The organism is Enterobacter cloacae complex sp. ECL414 (genome assembly GCF_021869685.1).
Lineage (GTDB): Bacteria > Pseudomonadota > Gammaproteobacteria > Enterobacterales > Enterobacteriaceae > Enterobacter > Enterobacter kobei.
Genome location: NZ_CP091481.1, coordinates 858,720 through 872,779 on the forward strand (window position 1 = coordinate 858,720; position 14,060 = coordinate 872,779).

The 14,060-nt window shown below is 54.1% G+C and carries 16 protein-coding genes; 8 read left to right on the plus strand and 8 right to left on the minus strand.

The window, feature by feature from the left end; genetic code table 11:
- Positions 1-9: 9 nt before the first annotated feature.
- The 4 genes from accA to tilS all read left to right on the plus strand — a co-directional run bounded on the left by accA (position 10) and on the right by tilS (position 5,005).
- Entirely contained in the window at positions 10-969 is a 960-nt protein-coding gene (gene accA, locus L3068_RS03970) for an acetyl-CoA carboxylase carboxyl transferase subunit alpha (protein ID WP_013095666.1), read from the plus strand.
- A 100-nt stretch (positions 970-1,069) separates the two neighbouring features.
- Positions 1,070-3,202, plus strand: a complete 2,133-nt coding sequence (locus tag L3068_RS03975) for a lysine decarboxylase LdcC (protein WP_117580933.1) — start codon at positions 1,070-1,072, stop codon at positions 3,200-3,202.
- Positions 3,203-3,267: 65 nt separating this feature from the next.
- Positions 3,268-3,657, plus strand: a complete 390-nt coding sequence (locus tag L3068_RS03980; RefSeq protein WP_047026691.1) for a VOC family protein — start codon at positions 3,268-3,270, stop codon at positions 3,655-3,657.
- Between the two features lie 58 nt (positions 3,658-3,715).
- A complete protein-coding gene (gene tilS, locus L3068_RS03985; RefSeq protein ID WP_117580935.1) occupies positions 3,716-5,005 on the plus strand; it encodes a tRNA lysidine(34) synthetase TilS in 1,290 nt (429 codons plus the stop codon).
- Positions 5,006-5,033: 28 nt separating this feature from the next.
- Here the strand turns inward: tilS and rof are convergent, their stop codons facing one another.
- Together rof and L3068_RS03995 are read right to left on the minus strand one after the other, a co-directional pair.
- Complete coding sequence (rof, locus tag L3068_RS03990) at positions 5,034-5,294, minus strand: Rho-binding antiterminator (protein WP_014882644.1); 261 nt, start codon at positions 5,292-5,294, stop codon at positions 5,034-5,036.
- Complete coding sequence (locus L3068_RS03995) at positions 5,281-5,481, minus strand: YaeP family protein (protein WP_008501889.1); 201 nt, start codon at positions 5,479-5,481, stop codon at positions 5,281-5,283. Before L3068_RS03995 ends, rof begins: the two co-directional genes overlap by 14 nt.
- Positions 5,482-5,676: 195 nt before the next feature.
- On the opposite strand from L3068_RS03995, the gene L3068_RS04000 reads away from it, so the two are divergent.
- From L3068_RS04000 to nlpE, 3 genes are read left to right on the plus strand one after another with little or no spacing between them, the layout of a single operon-like run.
- Positions 5,677-6,222: a YaeQ family protein gene (locus L3068_RS04000; protein ID WP_023339027.1), complete on the plus strand. Its 546-nt coding sequence runs from the start codon at positions 5,677-5,679 to the stop codon at positions 6,220-6,222.
- On the plus strand, positions 6,219-6,641 hold the full coding sequence (gene arfB, locus L3068_RS04005) for an alternative ribosome rescue aminoacyl-tRNA hydrolase ArfB (RefSeq protein ID WP_014882646.1): 423 nt from the start codon (positions 6,219-6,221) through the stop codon (positions 6,639-6,641). Before L3068_RS04000 ends, arfB begins: the two co-directional genes overlap by 4 nt.
- Before the next feature lie 34 nt (positions 6,642-6,675).
- Complete coding sequence (nlpE, locus tag L3068_RS04010; RefSeq protein ID WP_050861687.1) at positions 6,676-7,374, plus strand: envelope stress response activation lipoprotein NlpE; 699 nt, start codon at positions 6,676-6,678, stop codon at positions 7,372-7,374.
- Positions 7,375-7,421: 47 nt separating this feature from the next.
- On the opposite strand, the gene proS is transcribed toward nlpE, so the two are convergent.
- The 6 genes from proS to metN form a co-directional block, all read right to left on the minus strand.
- Positions 7,422-9,140 carry a proline--tRNA ligase gene (proS, locus tag L3068_RS04015; RefSeq protein ID WP_117580937.1) on the minus strand — a complete coding sequence of 573 codons (1,719 nt, stop codon included), beginning with the start codon at positions 9,138-9,140 and terminating at the stop codon, positions 7,422-7,424.
- A gap of 112 nt (positions 9,141-9,252) precedes the next feature.
- A complete protein-coding gene (tsaA, locus tag L3068_RS04020) occupies positions 9,253-9,960 on the minus strand; it encodes a tRNA (N6-threonylcarbamoyladenosine(37)-N6)-methyltransferase TrmO (RefSeq protein ID WP_059372484.1) in 708 nt (235 codons plus the stop codon).
- Complete coding sequence (gene rcsF / locus L3068_RS04025) at positions 9,957-10,361, minus strand: envelope stress sensor lipoprotein RcsF (protein ID WP_008501883.1); 405 nt, start codon at positions 10,359-10,361, stop codon at positions 9,957-9,959. Before rcsF ends, tsaA begins: the two co-directional genes overlap by 4 nt.
- A gap of 106 nt (positions 10,362-10,467) precedes the next feature.
- Positions 10,468-11,283, minus strand: coding sequence for a methionine ABC transporter substrate-binding lipoprotein MetQ (metQ, locus tag L3068_RS04030; protein WP_047343994.1), 816 nt, complete (start codon positions 11,281-11,283; stop codon positions 10,468-10,470).
- A gap of 40 nt (positions 11,284-11,323) precedes the next feature.
- On the minus strand, positions 11,324-11,977 hold the full coding sequence (locus tag L3068_RS04035; protein ID WP_003856130.1) for a methionine ABC transporter permease MetI: 654 nt from the start codon (positions 11,975-11,977) through the stop codon (positions 11,324-11,326).
- Entirely contained in the window at positions 11,970-13,001 is a 1,032-nt protein-coding gene (metN, locus tag L3068_RS04040; protein WP_023332146.1) for a methionine ABC transporter ATP-binding protein MetN, read from the minus strand. Before metN ends, L3068_RS04035 begins: the two co-directional genes overlap by 8 nt.
- 188 nt (positions 13,002-13,189) lie before the next feature.
- Here metN and gmhB point away from each other — a divergent pair, with 188 nt between their 5' ends.
- Positions 13,190-13,756 (plus strand): D-glycero-beta-D-manno-heptose 1,7-bisphosphate 7-phosphatase, encoded by a 567-nt coding sequence (gene gmhB, locus L3068_RS04045; protein ID WP_014882651.1) that lies wholly within the window; start codon positions 13,190-13,192, stop codon positions 13,754-13,756.
- Positions 13,757-14,060: the final 304 nt, after the last annotated feature.

Here is a 14,060-nt window from a genome sequence, read left to right on the forward strand (position 1 = left end):
AGGAATACTATGAGTCTGAATTTCCTTGATTTCGAACAGCCGATTGCTGAGCTGGAAGCGAAAATCGATTCTCTGACAGCGGTAAGCCGTCAGGATGAAAAACTGGATATTAACATCGACGAAGAAGTGCATCGTCTGCGTGAAAAAAGCGTAGAGCTGACGCGCAAAATCTTTGCCGATCTCGGCGCATGGCAGATCGCCCAGCTGGCGCGTCATCCACAGCGTCCGTACACCCTGGATTATGTCCGCCTGGCGTTTGACGAATTTGACGAACTGGCAGGCGATCGCGCATACGCTGACGACAAAGCTATCGTCGGCGGTATCGCGCGTCTGGACGGACGCCCGGTGATGATCATTGGTCATCAGAAAGGGCGTGAAACCAAAGAGAAAATCCGTCGTAACTTCGGTATGCCTGCACCAGAAGGCTACCGCAAGGCCCTGCGTCTGATGGAGATGGCTGAGCGTTTCAACATGCCAATCATCACCTTCATTGACACCCCGGGTGCATACCCTGGCGTGGGCGCGGAAGAGCGCGGTCAGTCTGAAGCCATCGCCCGTAACCTGCGCGAGATGTCCCGCCTGAAGGTGCCGGTCATCTGTACCGTCATCGGTGAAGGTGGTTCAGGTGGTGCGCTGGCCATTGGCGTGGGCGATAAAGTGAATATGCTGCAGTACAGCACCTATTCCGTTATCTCTCCGGAAGGCTGTGCGTCCATTCTGTGGAAAAGCGCTGATAAAGCGCCGCTGGCCGCAGAAGCGATGGGCATCATTGCACCACGTCTGAAAGAGCTGAAGCTGATCGATACCGTGATCCCGGAACCGCTGGGTGGCGCGCATCGTAAGCCGGAAGTGATGGCTGCTTCCCTGAAAGCCCAGCTGCTGGCTGACCTGGCCGATCTGGACGTCCTGAGCAAAGAAGACCTGCTCAACCGTCGTTATCAGCGTCTGATGACTTACGGCTACGCGTAAGCTTCACAATTATCTGAAAAGCCGCACAATGTTGCGGCTTTTTTTATACCCGCCGTTTACCTTAACTATGCTTAGCTAATGTTTTTCAAGGAGGTAGACCGTGAACATCATTGCCATTATGGGGCCGCACGGCGTCTTTTATAAAGACGAGCCCATCAAGGAGCTGGAGCAAGCCCTTCAGTCGCGCGGGTATCAGCTCATCTGGCCGCACAACAGCGCCGACCTGCTGAAGTTTATTGAGCATAACCCGCGAATCTGTGGCGTGATCTTCGACTGGGACGAATACGATCTGGAGCTGTGCAGCGAGATCAACAAGCTGAACGAATATCTCCCGCTGTATGCGTTTATCAATACCCACTCGACCATGGACGTCAGCGCGCATGATATGCGGATGGCGCTGTGGTTCTTTGAATATTCTCTCGGCGTGGCGGAAGATATCGCGACCCGCATTCAGCAGTACACGGATGAATACCTCGATAACATTACGCCGCCCTTTACCCGCGCGCTTTTTACCTATGTGAAAGAGGGGAAATACACCTTCTGCACGCCAGGGCATATGGCCGGAACAGCCTATCAAAAAAGCCCGGTAGGCTGTCTGTTCTATGATTTTTTCGGGGGCAACACGCTGAAAGCGGACGTGTCAATTTCGGTCACGGAACTGGGCTCTCTGCTGGATCATACCGGCCCGCATCTGGAGGCCGAGGAGTATATTGCCCGCACCTTTGGCGCTGAGCAGAGCTATATGGTGACCAACGGCACCTCGACCTCGAACAAAATCGTCGGGATGTACGCTGCGCCTGCGGGCAGCACGCTGCTGATTGACCGCAACTGCCATAAATCGCTGGCGCACCTGCTGATGATGAGCGACGTGGTGCCGCTCTGGTTATCCCCTACGCGTAACGCGCTGGGGATTCTCGGCGGCATTCCACGCCGGGAGTTCACGCATCAAACCATTGAAAAGAAAGTTGCGGCGATCCCTGGCGCAAGCTGGCCTGTTCATGCGGTGATCACCAATTCCACCTATGACGGCCTGTTATACAACACCAACTGGATCAAGCAGACGCTGGACGTGCCGTCGATCCACTTCGATTCTGCGTGGGTGCCTTATACCAATTTTCACCCGATTTATTCGGGTAAGAGCGGGATGAGCGGCGAGCGCGTGCCGGGCAAAGTGTTCTTCGAAACGCAATCGACCCACAAAATGCTGGCCGCCTTTTCCCAGGCGTCTCTTATTCACATCAAAGGCGAGTACGACGAGGATACCTTCAACGAAGCCTTTATGATGCATACCACCACCTCACCGAGCTATCCGCTGGTGGCATCTATCGAAACCGCGGCGGCGATGCTGCGCGGCAACCCGGGTAAACGCCTGATAAACCGCTCGGTGGAGCGGGCGCTGCATTTCCGTAAAGAGGTCCAGCGGCTGAAAGATGAGGCAGACGGCTGGTTTTTTGATATCTGGCAGCCGGAAGAGATCGACGAGGCCGAGTGCTGGCCCGTTGCGCCTGGGGAGAGCTGGCACGGCTTCCGCGATGCCGATGCGGACCACATGTTCCTCGATCCGGTTAAGGTGACGATCCTGACGCCTGGCATGGACGAGCAGGGTGTAATGGGTGATGAAGGTATTCCCGCCGCGCTGGTGGCGAAGTTCCTTGATGAGCGCGGCGTGGTAGTGGAGAAGACCGGCCCCTATAATTTGTTGTTTCTGTTCAGTATCGGGATCGATAAAACCCGGGCAATGGGTCTGCTGCGCGGGCTGATGGAGTTTAAGCGTGCCTTCGATCTCAACCTGCGGGTGAAGAACATGCTGCCGGATCTCTACGCGGAAGATCCTGACTTCTACCGCAATATGCGCATTCAGGATCTGGCCCAGGGGATCCACAGATTGATCCGCCAGCACGATCTGCCGCGCCTCATGCTTCAGGCGTTTGACGTCCTGCCTGACATGAAGCTGACGCCTCACAAGGCCTGGCAGCGGCAGGTAAAAGGTGAGGTAGAAACCGTTGAGCTGGAAAATCTGGTCGGGCGCGTGTCGGCCAATATGATCCTGCCTTACCCACCGGGTGTACCGCTGCTGATGCCGGGGGAAATGATCACCGAGGAGAGCCGGGCAGTGCTCGATTTTCTGCTGATGCTCTGTTCGGTGGGGCGTCACTATCCGGGTTTCGAGACGGATATTCACGGTGCGAAGCGCGATGAGCACGGCGTTTACTGGGTGCGAGTCCTAAAATAACGCTGACCGCTTGCCAGGTGCGGGTTCTCGGTTGTAACGTTCAGGCATCATAAAAAGGAGAAGCTATGCTGGGTTTAAAAGCGGTTCACCATATTGCGATCATTGCTACCGATTACGCGAAAAGTAAGGCCTTCTATTGTGACATTCTTGGCTTTACGCTGTTGAGCGAGGCCTACCGCGAGGAGCGTGACTCCTGGAAGGGGGATCTCGCTTTAAACGGGCAATATGTGATTGAGCTGTTCTCTTTTCCCTTCCCGCCTGCGCGCCCGTCGCGCCCGGAAGCCTGTGGACTGCGCCATCTTGCCTTCAGCGTTGATGATCTGGATAACGCAGTAAAACATCTGGAAGCGCGCGGCGTGACGTGTGAACCGATCCGTGTCGATCCCTTCACCGACAAGCGTTTTACCTTTTTTAACGACCCGGATGGTTTGCCGCTGGAGCTTTACCAGCAGTAATGTTTGTCCTGTGTGATAATGCCCGCTCAGTTCGGGCATTTTTTATGTGTAATTTCCTATGACCTTACCCGCTATCGCACAAGCTGTTTCACCGTACCGCCAGCTGCTGGTGGGGTTTAGCGGTGGCCTGGATTCCACCGTTCTGCTCCATCGCCTGAAACGCTGGCGCGACCGGGAGCCTGACGTCCAGCTTCGGGCTATGCACATCCATCATGGATTAAGTCCTCACGCTGAGGAGTGGGTGGCGCACTGTGAAGCCTTGTGTGCGGCCTGGGCGATCCCGTTCATCGCTGAGCGCGTCACGCTCATTGATGAGGGGAAGGGCATCGAGGCACAGGCGCGGAAAGCCCGCTATGCCGCTTTTTCCGCGGCATTACTTCCTGGCGAAGCGCTGGTCACGGCTCAGCATCTGGACGATCAGTGCGAAACTTTTTTGCTGGCGCTTAAGCGGGGAAGCGGACCGGCGGGGCTGTCCGCCATGCCTGCACGATCTGAGTTTGCCGGGACGCAATTGCTGCGCCCGCTGCTGGGCGAGACGCGGGCGTCGCTGGAAGCCTGGGCGCGGGAATATCAGCTGAGCTGGATAGAAGACGAGAGTAACCAGGACGACAGTTACGATCGTAATTTCCTGCGCCTGCGCATCCTGCCGCTGTTGAGCGAGCGCTGGCCGCATTTCGCCGACGCGACAGCGAGAAGCGCCATACTGTGTGCTGAACAGGAATTGTTGCTGGATGAACTGTTGAGTGCGGATCTGGCTGACCTGATTTCTGAAGACGGAGCACTGGCGATAGCGCCCCTGGAGGCGATGAGCCCGGTGCGCCGCGCCGCACTGTTACGCCGCTGGCTGGCTACTCATCATACAGCGATGCCGTCGCGGGCGATGCTGAGCCGGATCTGGGACGAAGTCGCGCAGGCGCGGGAAGATGCTTCCCCCTGCGTGTATCTGAATGGTTTTGAGGTCAGGCGCTATAAAGGCAAACTCTGGTGGATCAAATCCACGCCTTCACTGACCGAGGTGGTACTCGACTGGGCGTCGCCAGAGGTACCGCTGATATTGCCCTGTGATGCAGGGAGCGTCTCTTTGAGCCCGTCCGGTCATGTGCGTCTGCCGAAGCCTGGTGAGCCGGTAACCGTACGCTTCAAGGCTGGTGGTTTGCTGCATATTGTCGGGCGCAACGGGGGACGGAAGCTTAAGAAGATATGGCAGGAGTGCAGCGTGCCGCCGTGGCGACGTAATACCACGCCACTGCTGTTTTACGGTGAAACGTTGATGGCTGCTGCCGGGGTTTTCATCACGGAAGAGGGATGGTCAGAAGAAGGGGTCAGTTTTGATTGGCAGAAAATGTAACGGGCAGCCAGGCTGCCCGTAAGTGTCATCAGGATTCGCTCACCACGACTGTGCCGATTTGCGGGTGGCTGAAGCTGGCTATTTTATCCAGACGTAGCTCACGCGTTGCACTGCCGTCTTCAACAACCAGATATTCCACGTTTTTACGTGAAACCAGATCGCTGGCTTTTGCCTTCAATACTTCGCCATCTTTTAGCTCCAGCGTCAGTATTAAATGATGCTGGCAGGCGAGTTCGAGGTTGTCATAGTCATCACAATTGATGGGTTGATAAGTATCATTCATCGACATAATCGCTCACCAGTAAATTCGCCGCAGCGTACGCTGCTTTTTCCCTGACCGACTCTGAAAGGCTCTCATCAGAGGCCACTTCATTAAGCACTTTCAATACACAGCCCAACGCGTCCGGGACATACCCCAGATCTCCGCTGGCGATTTCCGCATACCGTTTGCGAATTAACTCACAATAATTATTCACATCCCCTCCCGCCAGCGCACTGACTTACTGTGAGATATCATTAAGCCTACGAAGATAAACTCGGTTTAGCAAGGTGACTATACCATACTCATTTAAGCAATATCAGCGCCTTGACAGGTGTGATTTATCACCGCGTGACAGCCTTTTGCCTCTGTTTTCGCTACAATGTGCCCCTGATTCGAATGGAGTTCTCTCATGGCGCTTAAAGCGACAATTTATAAAGCAGTGGTCAATGTGGCCGATCTTGATCGCAACCAGTTTCTGGATGCGTCGCTGACGCTGGCGCGCCACCCCTCCGAAACCCAGGAGCGTATGATGCTGCGCCTGCTGGCGTGGATTAAATATGCCAACGAGCGGCTGCAGTTTACCCGCGGCTTAAGCGCAGAGGACGAGCCAGAAGCCTGGCTGCGAAACGATCACCTGGGCATCGACCTGTGGATCGAGCTCGGTCTGCCGGACGAGCGTCGGATTAAAAAGGCCTGTACCCAGTCCGCTGAAGTGGCGTTATTCGCCTATAACCAGCGCGCGGCGGAGATCTGGTGGCAACAAAACAAGAATAAATGTGCGCAGTATAAAAATCTCACCGTCTGGTATCTGGATGATGAACAGCTGGCGCAGCTCAGTGAGTTTGCCGGCCGGACGATGGTGCTGCAGGCAACCATTCAGGACGGCGCCATCTGGCTCTCTGATTCTCAGAATAATCTGGAAATTCATCTGGCGGCCTGGCAGCCTGCGTCATGATTGTTTTGTCCCGAAACGTCAGCATCCCTGATAATGAGCTGGAGATCACCGCCATCCGTGCTCAGGGGGCGGGTGGACAGCACGTCAATAAGGCGTCAACGGCGATCCATTTGCGTTTTGACATTCGGGCATCAAGCCTGCCAGAGTATTATAAAGAGAGTCTGCTTGCTGCCAGCCATCATCTGATCACCAGCGAAGGTGTGATTGTGATTAAAGCCCAGGAGTACCGCAGCCAGGAGTTAAACCGGGAAGCGGCGATAGCCAGGCTGGTGGCCGTTATTAAAGAATTAACAGCAGTACAAAAAAGCCGCCGGGCAACGCGGCCAACCCGCGCATCGAAAGAGCGTCGGTTGTCCTCGAAAGCCCAAAAATCCACAGTGAAAGCACTACGCGGTAAAGTTCGTCGCCCGATGGAGTGACGAAAGGGAACACACTTTTCATAAGGAATTCATTGTGAAAAAAGCATTATTTTCAGCGCTGGCAGTGAGTACGCTGTTTGCGCTTTTCGGGTGTAACAACCGTTCTGAAACGCAGGTTTTGCAGTCCTCGCAGAATGAAGCGTTAAAGCCTATGCAGCAGAGCTGGCGCGGCGTATTGCCTTGTGCAGACTGTGAAGGCATCGAAACGTCCCTGTTCCTGCAAAAAGACGGCACCTGGGTTATGAACCAGCGTTATCAGGGCGCTAAAGAACCCTCTTCGTTTGCGACCTACGGAACCTGGGCGCGTACAGCGGAAAAGCTGGTCCTGACGGATTCCACGGGTGAGAAAACGTATTTCCGCGCCAAAGGTGAGGGGATGGAGATGCTCGACCGCGAGGGCAACCCGATTGAATCCCAGTTCAATTATACGCTTGCGCCGGTGAAAGCGGCCCTGCCTGCTACGCCGATGCCAATGCGGGGTATGTATTTCTATATGGCGGATGCGGCGATCTTTACCGACTGTGCAACGGGTAAGAAAGTCAGCGTGGCGAACAACGCGCAGCTTGAACGTGATTACGCCGTGGCGCGTGGCAATGACAGCAAGCCGGTATTGCTGACCGTAGATGGTCACTTTACGCTGGAGCCAAACCCGGATAGCGGAGAGAGCGTGAAAACGCTGGTGGTGGATAAAGAGGCGAAATTTATCGCAGGCAAAGACTGTAACAGTCAATAAGCTGACGATTATCCATTAAAAAACCCCGCCTGAGCGGGGTTTTTTGTTTAGGCTTTGATGGCTTTCACCAGGTAATCAAGAATATCGCCTGTCTTGATCATCTGTTTCTCGCCGCTACGACGGTATTTGTATTCGATCTCATCGCTGTCGAGGTTACGGTCACCGATGACCACCGTGTGTGGAATACCAATCAGTTCCATATCGGCGAACATCACGCCCGGACGCTCTTTACGGTCATCCATCAGCACTTCGATACCCTGAGCACGCAGCTCGGCGTACAGCTTCTCAGCCAGTTCCTGCACACGGTAGGATTTGTGCATGTTCATTGGCAGAATCGCAACCTGGAACGGAGCGATATTGTCCGGCCAGACGATGCCGCGCTCGTCGTAGTTCTGTTCAATGGCCGCCGCGACCACACGAGTGACCCCGATACCGTAGCAGCCCATGGTCAGGATCTGGTTACGGCCATCTTCACCCTGAACGGCGGCGTTCAGTGCGCGAGAGTATTTGTCACCCAGCTGGAAGATGTGACCGACTTCGATACCGCGCTTAATCATCAGGGTGCCCTGACCGTCCGGACTTGGATCGCCTGCGACCACGTTACGGATGTCTGCCACTTCAGGCGTCGCCACGTCGCGATCCCAGTTAATACCGAAGAAATGTTTACCGTCGATGTTAGCGCCGGCGGAGAAGTCGCTCATCGCAGCAACAGTGCGGTCAATAACAACCGGAACCGGCATATTAACCGGGCCGAGAGAGCCAGGACCTGCATTGACCACGGCACGGATTTCCGCTTCTGTTGCAAACGTCAGCGGGCTCGCGACCTGCGGCAGCTTCTCTGCTTTCACTTCGTTCAGCTCGTGATCGCCACGCACCAGCAGGGCAACCAGCGGGTAAGCGCTGCCTTCGGTAGATTTCACCAGCAGCGTTTTGACGGTTTTTTCAATCGGCAGACCGAACTGCTCAACCAGCTCAGCAATGGTTTTCGCGTTTGGCGTATCAACCAGCGTCATCTCCTGCGTTGCAGCGCCGCGTGGTTCTTTTGGTGCCAGCGCTTCTGCAAATTCGATGTTCGCGGCGTAATCTGAAGAGTCCGAGAAGATCACATCGTCTTCACCGCTCTGCGCCAGTACCTGGAACTCATGGGATGCGCTGCCACCGATGGAGCCGGTATCAGCCTGCACAGCGCGGAAATCCAGACCCATGCGGGAGAAGATTTTGCTGTATGCCTCGTACATTTTGTCGTAGGTCTCTTGCAGCGATTCCTGAGAGGTATGGAAAGAGTAAGCATCTTTCATCAGGAATTCGCGAGAGCGCATCACCCCGAAACGAGGACGAACTTCATCACGGAACTTGGTCTGAATCTGGAAGAAGTTCAGCGGCAGCTGTTTGTAAGAGCTCAGCTCGTTACGGATCAGGTCGGTAATGACCTCTTCATGCGTTGGGCCGAGAACGAATGGACGCTCGCCGCGATCGACGAAGCGCAGCAGCTCTGGGCCATATTGTTCCCAACGGCCGCTCTCCTGCCACAGGTCAGCGGGCTGAACCACAGGCATGGACACCTCGATTGCACCGGCGTTGTTCATCTCTTCACGCACGATGTTTTCGACTTTTTTCAGGACGCGCACGCCGGTCGGCAGCCAGGTATATAACCCGGAGGCCAGCTTGCGGATCATCCCGGCGCGCAGCATCAGCTGATGGCTGATCACTTCGGCGTCGGCAGGCGTCTCCTTCAGAGTGGAGAGCAGATATTGGCTAGTACGCATGTTGTTACGGTTCCATTTCGACGATTGGAACAGGCTGAAACACCAGCCTGACACAAAAAAAGTGGTTTAGTTTACCAGTGTGGCAAAGATGCCAAAAGAGAGGAGAACAAAATTACCTGGGTTCAAGGGCAAACACTTCAAAACCTGCCCCGGTGACGCGCCAGCGCACGTTAAAATCCAGCAGCCAGACGGCGTATGTTTTTCCTGCTTCCTCTTCTTTACGGTAGGCTGGACGGGGGTCCTGTGCCAGCACTTCGGTGATGAAATTCCGCAAACGAGGATAGCGTTTCTCCATCTGGATAAGCTGCGAGGCTATCTCAGGGGTAAAAGAGACAGGCATATCCGCCTGCGGTGCATCCTGAGCATAACTTGCGCGCGCGTCCGGGAGCGCTTCCGCGAAGGGCAAATAGGGTTTGATGTCGATAACCGGCGTGCCGTCCACCAGGTCCAGACTGCCTAATTCCAGTATCACCCGATCTTTCTGACAACGTATGCCTTTCAGTTCAACCAGCGACATCCCGATCGGGTTTGGACGGAAGGTCGAGCGAGTCGCAAATACGCCCATTCGCGCATTTCCACCCAGACGAGGAGGGCGCACGGTTGGTCGCCAGCCGCCTTCCATCGTCTGATGAAAGACAAATACCACCCATAAATGGCTAAATGCCTCAAGCCCGCGTACCGCATCGGCCTGGTTGTAAGGCGCCAGAAGATGAAGCTCGCCCCCGCCGCTGGTCACCAGACCCGGCTGGCGAGGCACGGCGAACTTCTCTTTATAGGGAGAGTGGATAACGCCTATCTGCTCAAACTGAAATGCACTCATTTCGCCGTAATGTTCAGCGCAGAACCGATGCAAACCGCCTGACGATAGCAGCCCGGCGTGCCGCTGGTGACTTCACAGCTGTGCAGCAGAACCGCGTTGGCTTTCATTTTGGCAGCGTTAATTTGCATGCGTTTACGCGCTGTCGGGATATTCGGCGGAGAGTCCTGATTGGTTGCCTGACAGGATTCACCGCTTACTTCACCCAGTTCACGGAACGGTTTACCGACGAGTTCGTCAGCTTTCGTGATAATGCGAACCGGCGCAGGGCGAACCACTTTCGGTTTCGCAGGCTCTGTTTTTGGCGGGGTTGCCGTGCTTTGAACAGGTTCAACAGGAGATCTGCTTAGCATAGAACAGCCGCTCAGCATGAGTGCTAAAAGACAGATCGGTAAAGCACGCATAATAATTCCTCAATGGATAATCAAAACGTCAGATATTGAATCAGTTGACTGCACAAATGACAAGACGGGCATAAGCCCGTCCTGATGATATTACACTGAGGTGAGATTACCAGCCTTTAACCGCGCCACCGTTAAACACTTTGTTGGCTTCCTGGTAAACTTCGTCAGACTGATAAGCCTGTACGAACTTCTTCACGTTTTCCGCGTCTTTGTTGTCTTCGCGAGTCACGATCAGGTTAACGTACGGGGAGTCTTTATCTTCAACGAAGATACCGTCTTTCGTTGGCGTCAGGCCAATCTGGCTGGCGTAAGTGGTGTTGATAACGGCCAGAGCAATCTGCGCATCGTCCAGAGAACGTGGCAGCTGTGGGGCTTCCAGCTCAACAATTTTCAGATTTTTCGGGTTCTCGGTGACATCCAGAACGGTTGGCAGCAGGCCAACACCGTCTTTCAGTTTGATCAGGCCCACTTTCTGCAGCAGCAGCAGGGAACGACCGAGGTTGGTTGGGTCGTTAGGCACCGCAACCTGAGAGCCCGGCTGCAGTTCATCCAGTGATTTAATCTTCTTGGAGTAACCGGCAATCGGATAAACGAAGGTGTTACCGACACCCACCAGTTTATAGCCACGATCTTTGATCTGCTGATCCAGGTAAGGCTTATGCTGGAAGGCGTTAGCGTCGATATCGCCTTTGCTCAGCGCTTCGTTTGGCAGAACGTAATCGTTGAAGGTCACCAGCTCAACGTCCAGGCCGTATTTCTCTTTCGCCACTTTTTGGGCAACTTCAGCAACCTGCTGTTCTGCACCTACGATAACGCCCACTTTGATGTGGTTTGGATCTTTTTCGTCCTGACCGCAACCCACCAGTGCCAGAGAGCCAATAAGCGCGCCTACTGCTGCAAAGGTCTTTAATTTAAACGCCATGTTTTATCCTTAACTCGTCGAGTTTGTGTTGTGTGTAACGTTATTTGTGAGTAACAGCCCGGACGATGCGATCGCCAGAGAACTGGATTAAGTAAACCAGCACAACCAGCAATACCAGAACGGTATTCATTACGGTAGCGTTATAACCAATATAGCCGTACTGGTAGCCAATCTGGCCTAAACCGCCGGCACCTACGGCACCGCCCATCGCGGAATACCCCACCAGAGTAATAAGCGTAATCGTGGCCGCATTCACCAGGCCAGGCAGTGCTTCAGGCAGCAGTACCTTGCGGACGATCTGCATAGGTGTTGCGCCCATCGCACGAGAGGCCTCGATCAAACCCGTCGGGATCTCCAGCAGGGCGTTTTCCACCATACGGGCGATAAACGGCGCAGCGCCTACCGTCAACGGAACAATGGCCGCCTGCAGACCGATTGACGTACCAACGATCACGCGGGTAAATGGAATCATCCACACCAGCAGAATAATGAACGGGATGGAACGGAAGATGTTAACCAGTGCAGAGAGCGTACGGTAGAGCTTCGCGTTCTCAATGATTTGACCCGGACGCGTGACATACAGCAGTACGCCGACCGGCAGGCCAATCACAAAACCAAAGAAACCCGATACGAAGGTCATTGCCAGCGTTTCCCAAACGCCGCGAACCAGCAGCCACATCATCGGCTCAGACATAACCCAGTACCTCTACTTTTACGTGGTGTTCTTGCAGCCAGGCGATTGCCGCCTGGGTTTCTTCTTGTGTGCCGTGCATTTCCGTCAGCATGATGCCGAACTTCACGCCACCGGCGTAATCCATCTGGGCGCTGATAATGTTGTTGTTCACGTTAAAGCGACGCGCGGTTTCGGAAAGCAGAGGGGCATCAACGGACTGACCGGTGAACTCCATGCGCAGCATTGGGACACTGTCTGCCGCGGGTTCAGTTTTCAAACGCTCCAGATAATCTTCCGGAATATCCAGGTGCAGCGTCGACTGAATGAACTGCTGCGCCAGCGGGGTCTTCGGATGGGAGAACACTTCGCTGACGGTATCCTGCTCAATCAGTTCACCGTTGCTGATGACCGCCACGCAGTCGCAGATGCGTTTCACCACATCCATCTCGTGCGTAATAAGGAGGATCGTCAGGCCGAGGCGACGGTTAATGTCTTTCAGCAGTTCCAGAATAGAACGCGTGGTAGCCGGATCCAGTGCGCTGGTCGCTTCATCACACAGCAATACCTTAGGATTGCTAGCCAGTGCGCGGGCAATCGCCACACGCTGCTTTTGACCACCAGACAGATTTGCCGGGTAGCTGTCATGTTTGTCACCCAGACCCACGAGGTCGAGCAGTTCGGTAACGCGACGCTTCACTTCTTCTTTCGGTGTGTTGTCCAGCTCCAGCGGCAAGGCGACGTTGCCGAAAACGGTGCGGGAAGCCAGCAGGTTGAAGTGCTGGAAGATCATGCCAATCTGACGACGCGCTTTGGTGAGTTCTTTCTCTGAAAGAGCGGTAAGTTCCTGGCCGCCAACTTCTACGTTACCCTGGGTTGGACGCTCAAGCAGGTTAACACAACGGATCAGCGTGCTTTTACCTGCACCCGATGCGCCAATGACGCCATAAATTTGACCAGCAGGAACATGCAGGCTGACATTGTTCAGCGCCTGAATGGTTCGGTTCCCCTGCTGGAACACTTTGGTGATATTGGAAAGTTTAATCATTAGATTATTTTTATCGTATGTAAGTTAGCCGTGGCATTTTGTTCTGCCAGATACGGGTGATGACCGTAAACAAAACGGATGTTAAGGCATCCAGACGTCTAAATCAATCCAACTCTGTACGATGAGCACTTTATTGCGCTGCGTTTCATGAGATACTAGCTCAACAGGCCTTTTTCAGGAGCAAACCGGTGGCAAAATCAGTACCCGCAATTTTTCTCGATCGTGATGGCACTATTAATGTGGATCACGGTTATGTCCATGAGATTGATGAGTTCGAATTTATCGAAGGCGTTATAGAGGCAATGCGCCAGCTGAAAGAGATGGGCTACGCGCTGGTGGTCGTAACGAACCAGTCTGGTATTGCGCGCGGTAAATTCACCGAAGCGCAATTCGAGACGCTGACAGAATGGATGGACTGGTCGCTGGCGGATCGCGGGGTCGATCTTGATGGCATTTATTATTGCCCACACCACCCTCAGGGAACCGTAGAAGCGTATCGCCAGACCTGTGATTGCCGTAAACCGCATCCGGGAATGTTTATCTCCGCGCAAGAGTTTCTGCACATCGATATGGCCGCTTCTTATATGGTGGGCGATAAACTGGAAGATATGCAGGCAGCTGCAGCTGCAGGTGTGGGGACCAAAATATTAGTGCGCACGGGTAAGCCTGTTACGCCAGAAGCTGAAAATGCCGCGGATTGGGTGATTAATAGCCTGGCCGATCTGCCAAAAGAGATTAAAAAGCACCAAAAATAGCCGTTCTGGTGAAAAGGTGAGCGGTCGAAATAAAAATGCATATTTCCACTTGTCATTCCTCGGCAGCTCCCTATAATGCGCCTCCATCGACACGGCAGATGTGAATCACTTCACAGACAACCCGGTCGGTTGAAGAGAAAAAATCCTGAAATAACGGGTTGACTCTGAAAGAGGAAAGCGTAATATACGCCACCTCGCAACGGTGAGCGAAAGCCGCGTTGCAACTGCTCTTTAACAATTTATCAGACAATCTGTGTGGGCACTCAAAGTGACATGGATTCTTAACGTCGCAAGACGAAAAATG

What these genes read in the sequence shown, in the direction of transcription:
- L3068_RS04000 (WP_023339027.1), top strand. Translation starts at nt 5,677, where the DNA reads ATGGCGCTTAAAGCGACAATTTATAAAGCAGTGGTCAATGTGGCCGAT.
- tilS (WP_117580935.1), top strand. Translation starts at nt 3,716, where the DNA reads ATGACCTTACCCGCTATCGCACAAGCTGTTTCACCGTACCGCCAGCTG.
- L3068_RS03980 (WP_047026691.1), top strand. Translation starts at nt 3,268, where the DNA reads ATGCTGGGTTTAAAAGCGGTTCACCATATTGCGATCATTGCTACCGAT.
- tsaA (WP_059372484.1), bottom strand. Translation starts at nt 9,960, where the DNA reads ATGAGTGCATTTCAGTTTGAGCAGATAGGCGTTATCCACTCTCCCTAT.
- rof (WP_014882644.1), bottom strand. Translation starts at nt 5,294, where the DNA reads ATGTCGATGAATGATACTTATCAACCCATCAATTGTGATGACTATGAC.
- accA (WP_013095666.1), top strand. Translation starts at nt 10, where the DNA reads ATGAGTCTGAATTTCCTTGATTTCGAACAGCCGATTGCTGAGCTGGAA.
- rcsF (WP_008501883.1), bottom strand. Translation starts at nt 10,361, where the DNA reads ATGCGTGCTTTACCGATCTGTCTTTTAGCACTCATGCTGAGCGGCTGT.
- proS (WP_117580937.1), bottom strand. Translation starts at nt 9,140, where the DNA reads ATGCGTACTAGCCAATATCTGCTCTCCACTCTGAAGGAGACGCCTGCC.
- arfB (WP_014882646.1), top strand. Translation starts at nt 6,219, where the DNA reads ATGATTGTTTTGTCCCGAAACGTCAGCATCCCTGATAATGAGCTGGAG.
- metQ (WP_047343994.1), bottom strand. Translation starts at nt 11,283, where the DNA reads ATGGCGTTTAAATTAAAGACCTTTGCAGCAGTAGGCGCGCTTATTGGC.
- L3068_RS04035 (WP_003856130.1), bottom strand. Translation starts at nt 11,977, where the DNA reads ATGTCTGAGCCGATGATGTGGCTGCTGGTTCGCGGCGTTTGGGAAACG.
- metN (WP_023332146.1), bottom strand. Translation starts at nt 13,001, where the DNA reads ATGATTAAACTTTCCAATATCACCAAAGTGTTCCAGCAGGGGAACCGA.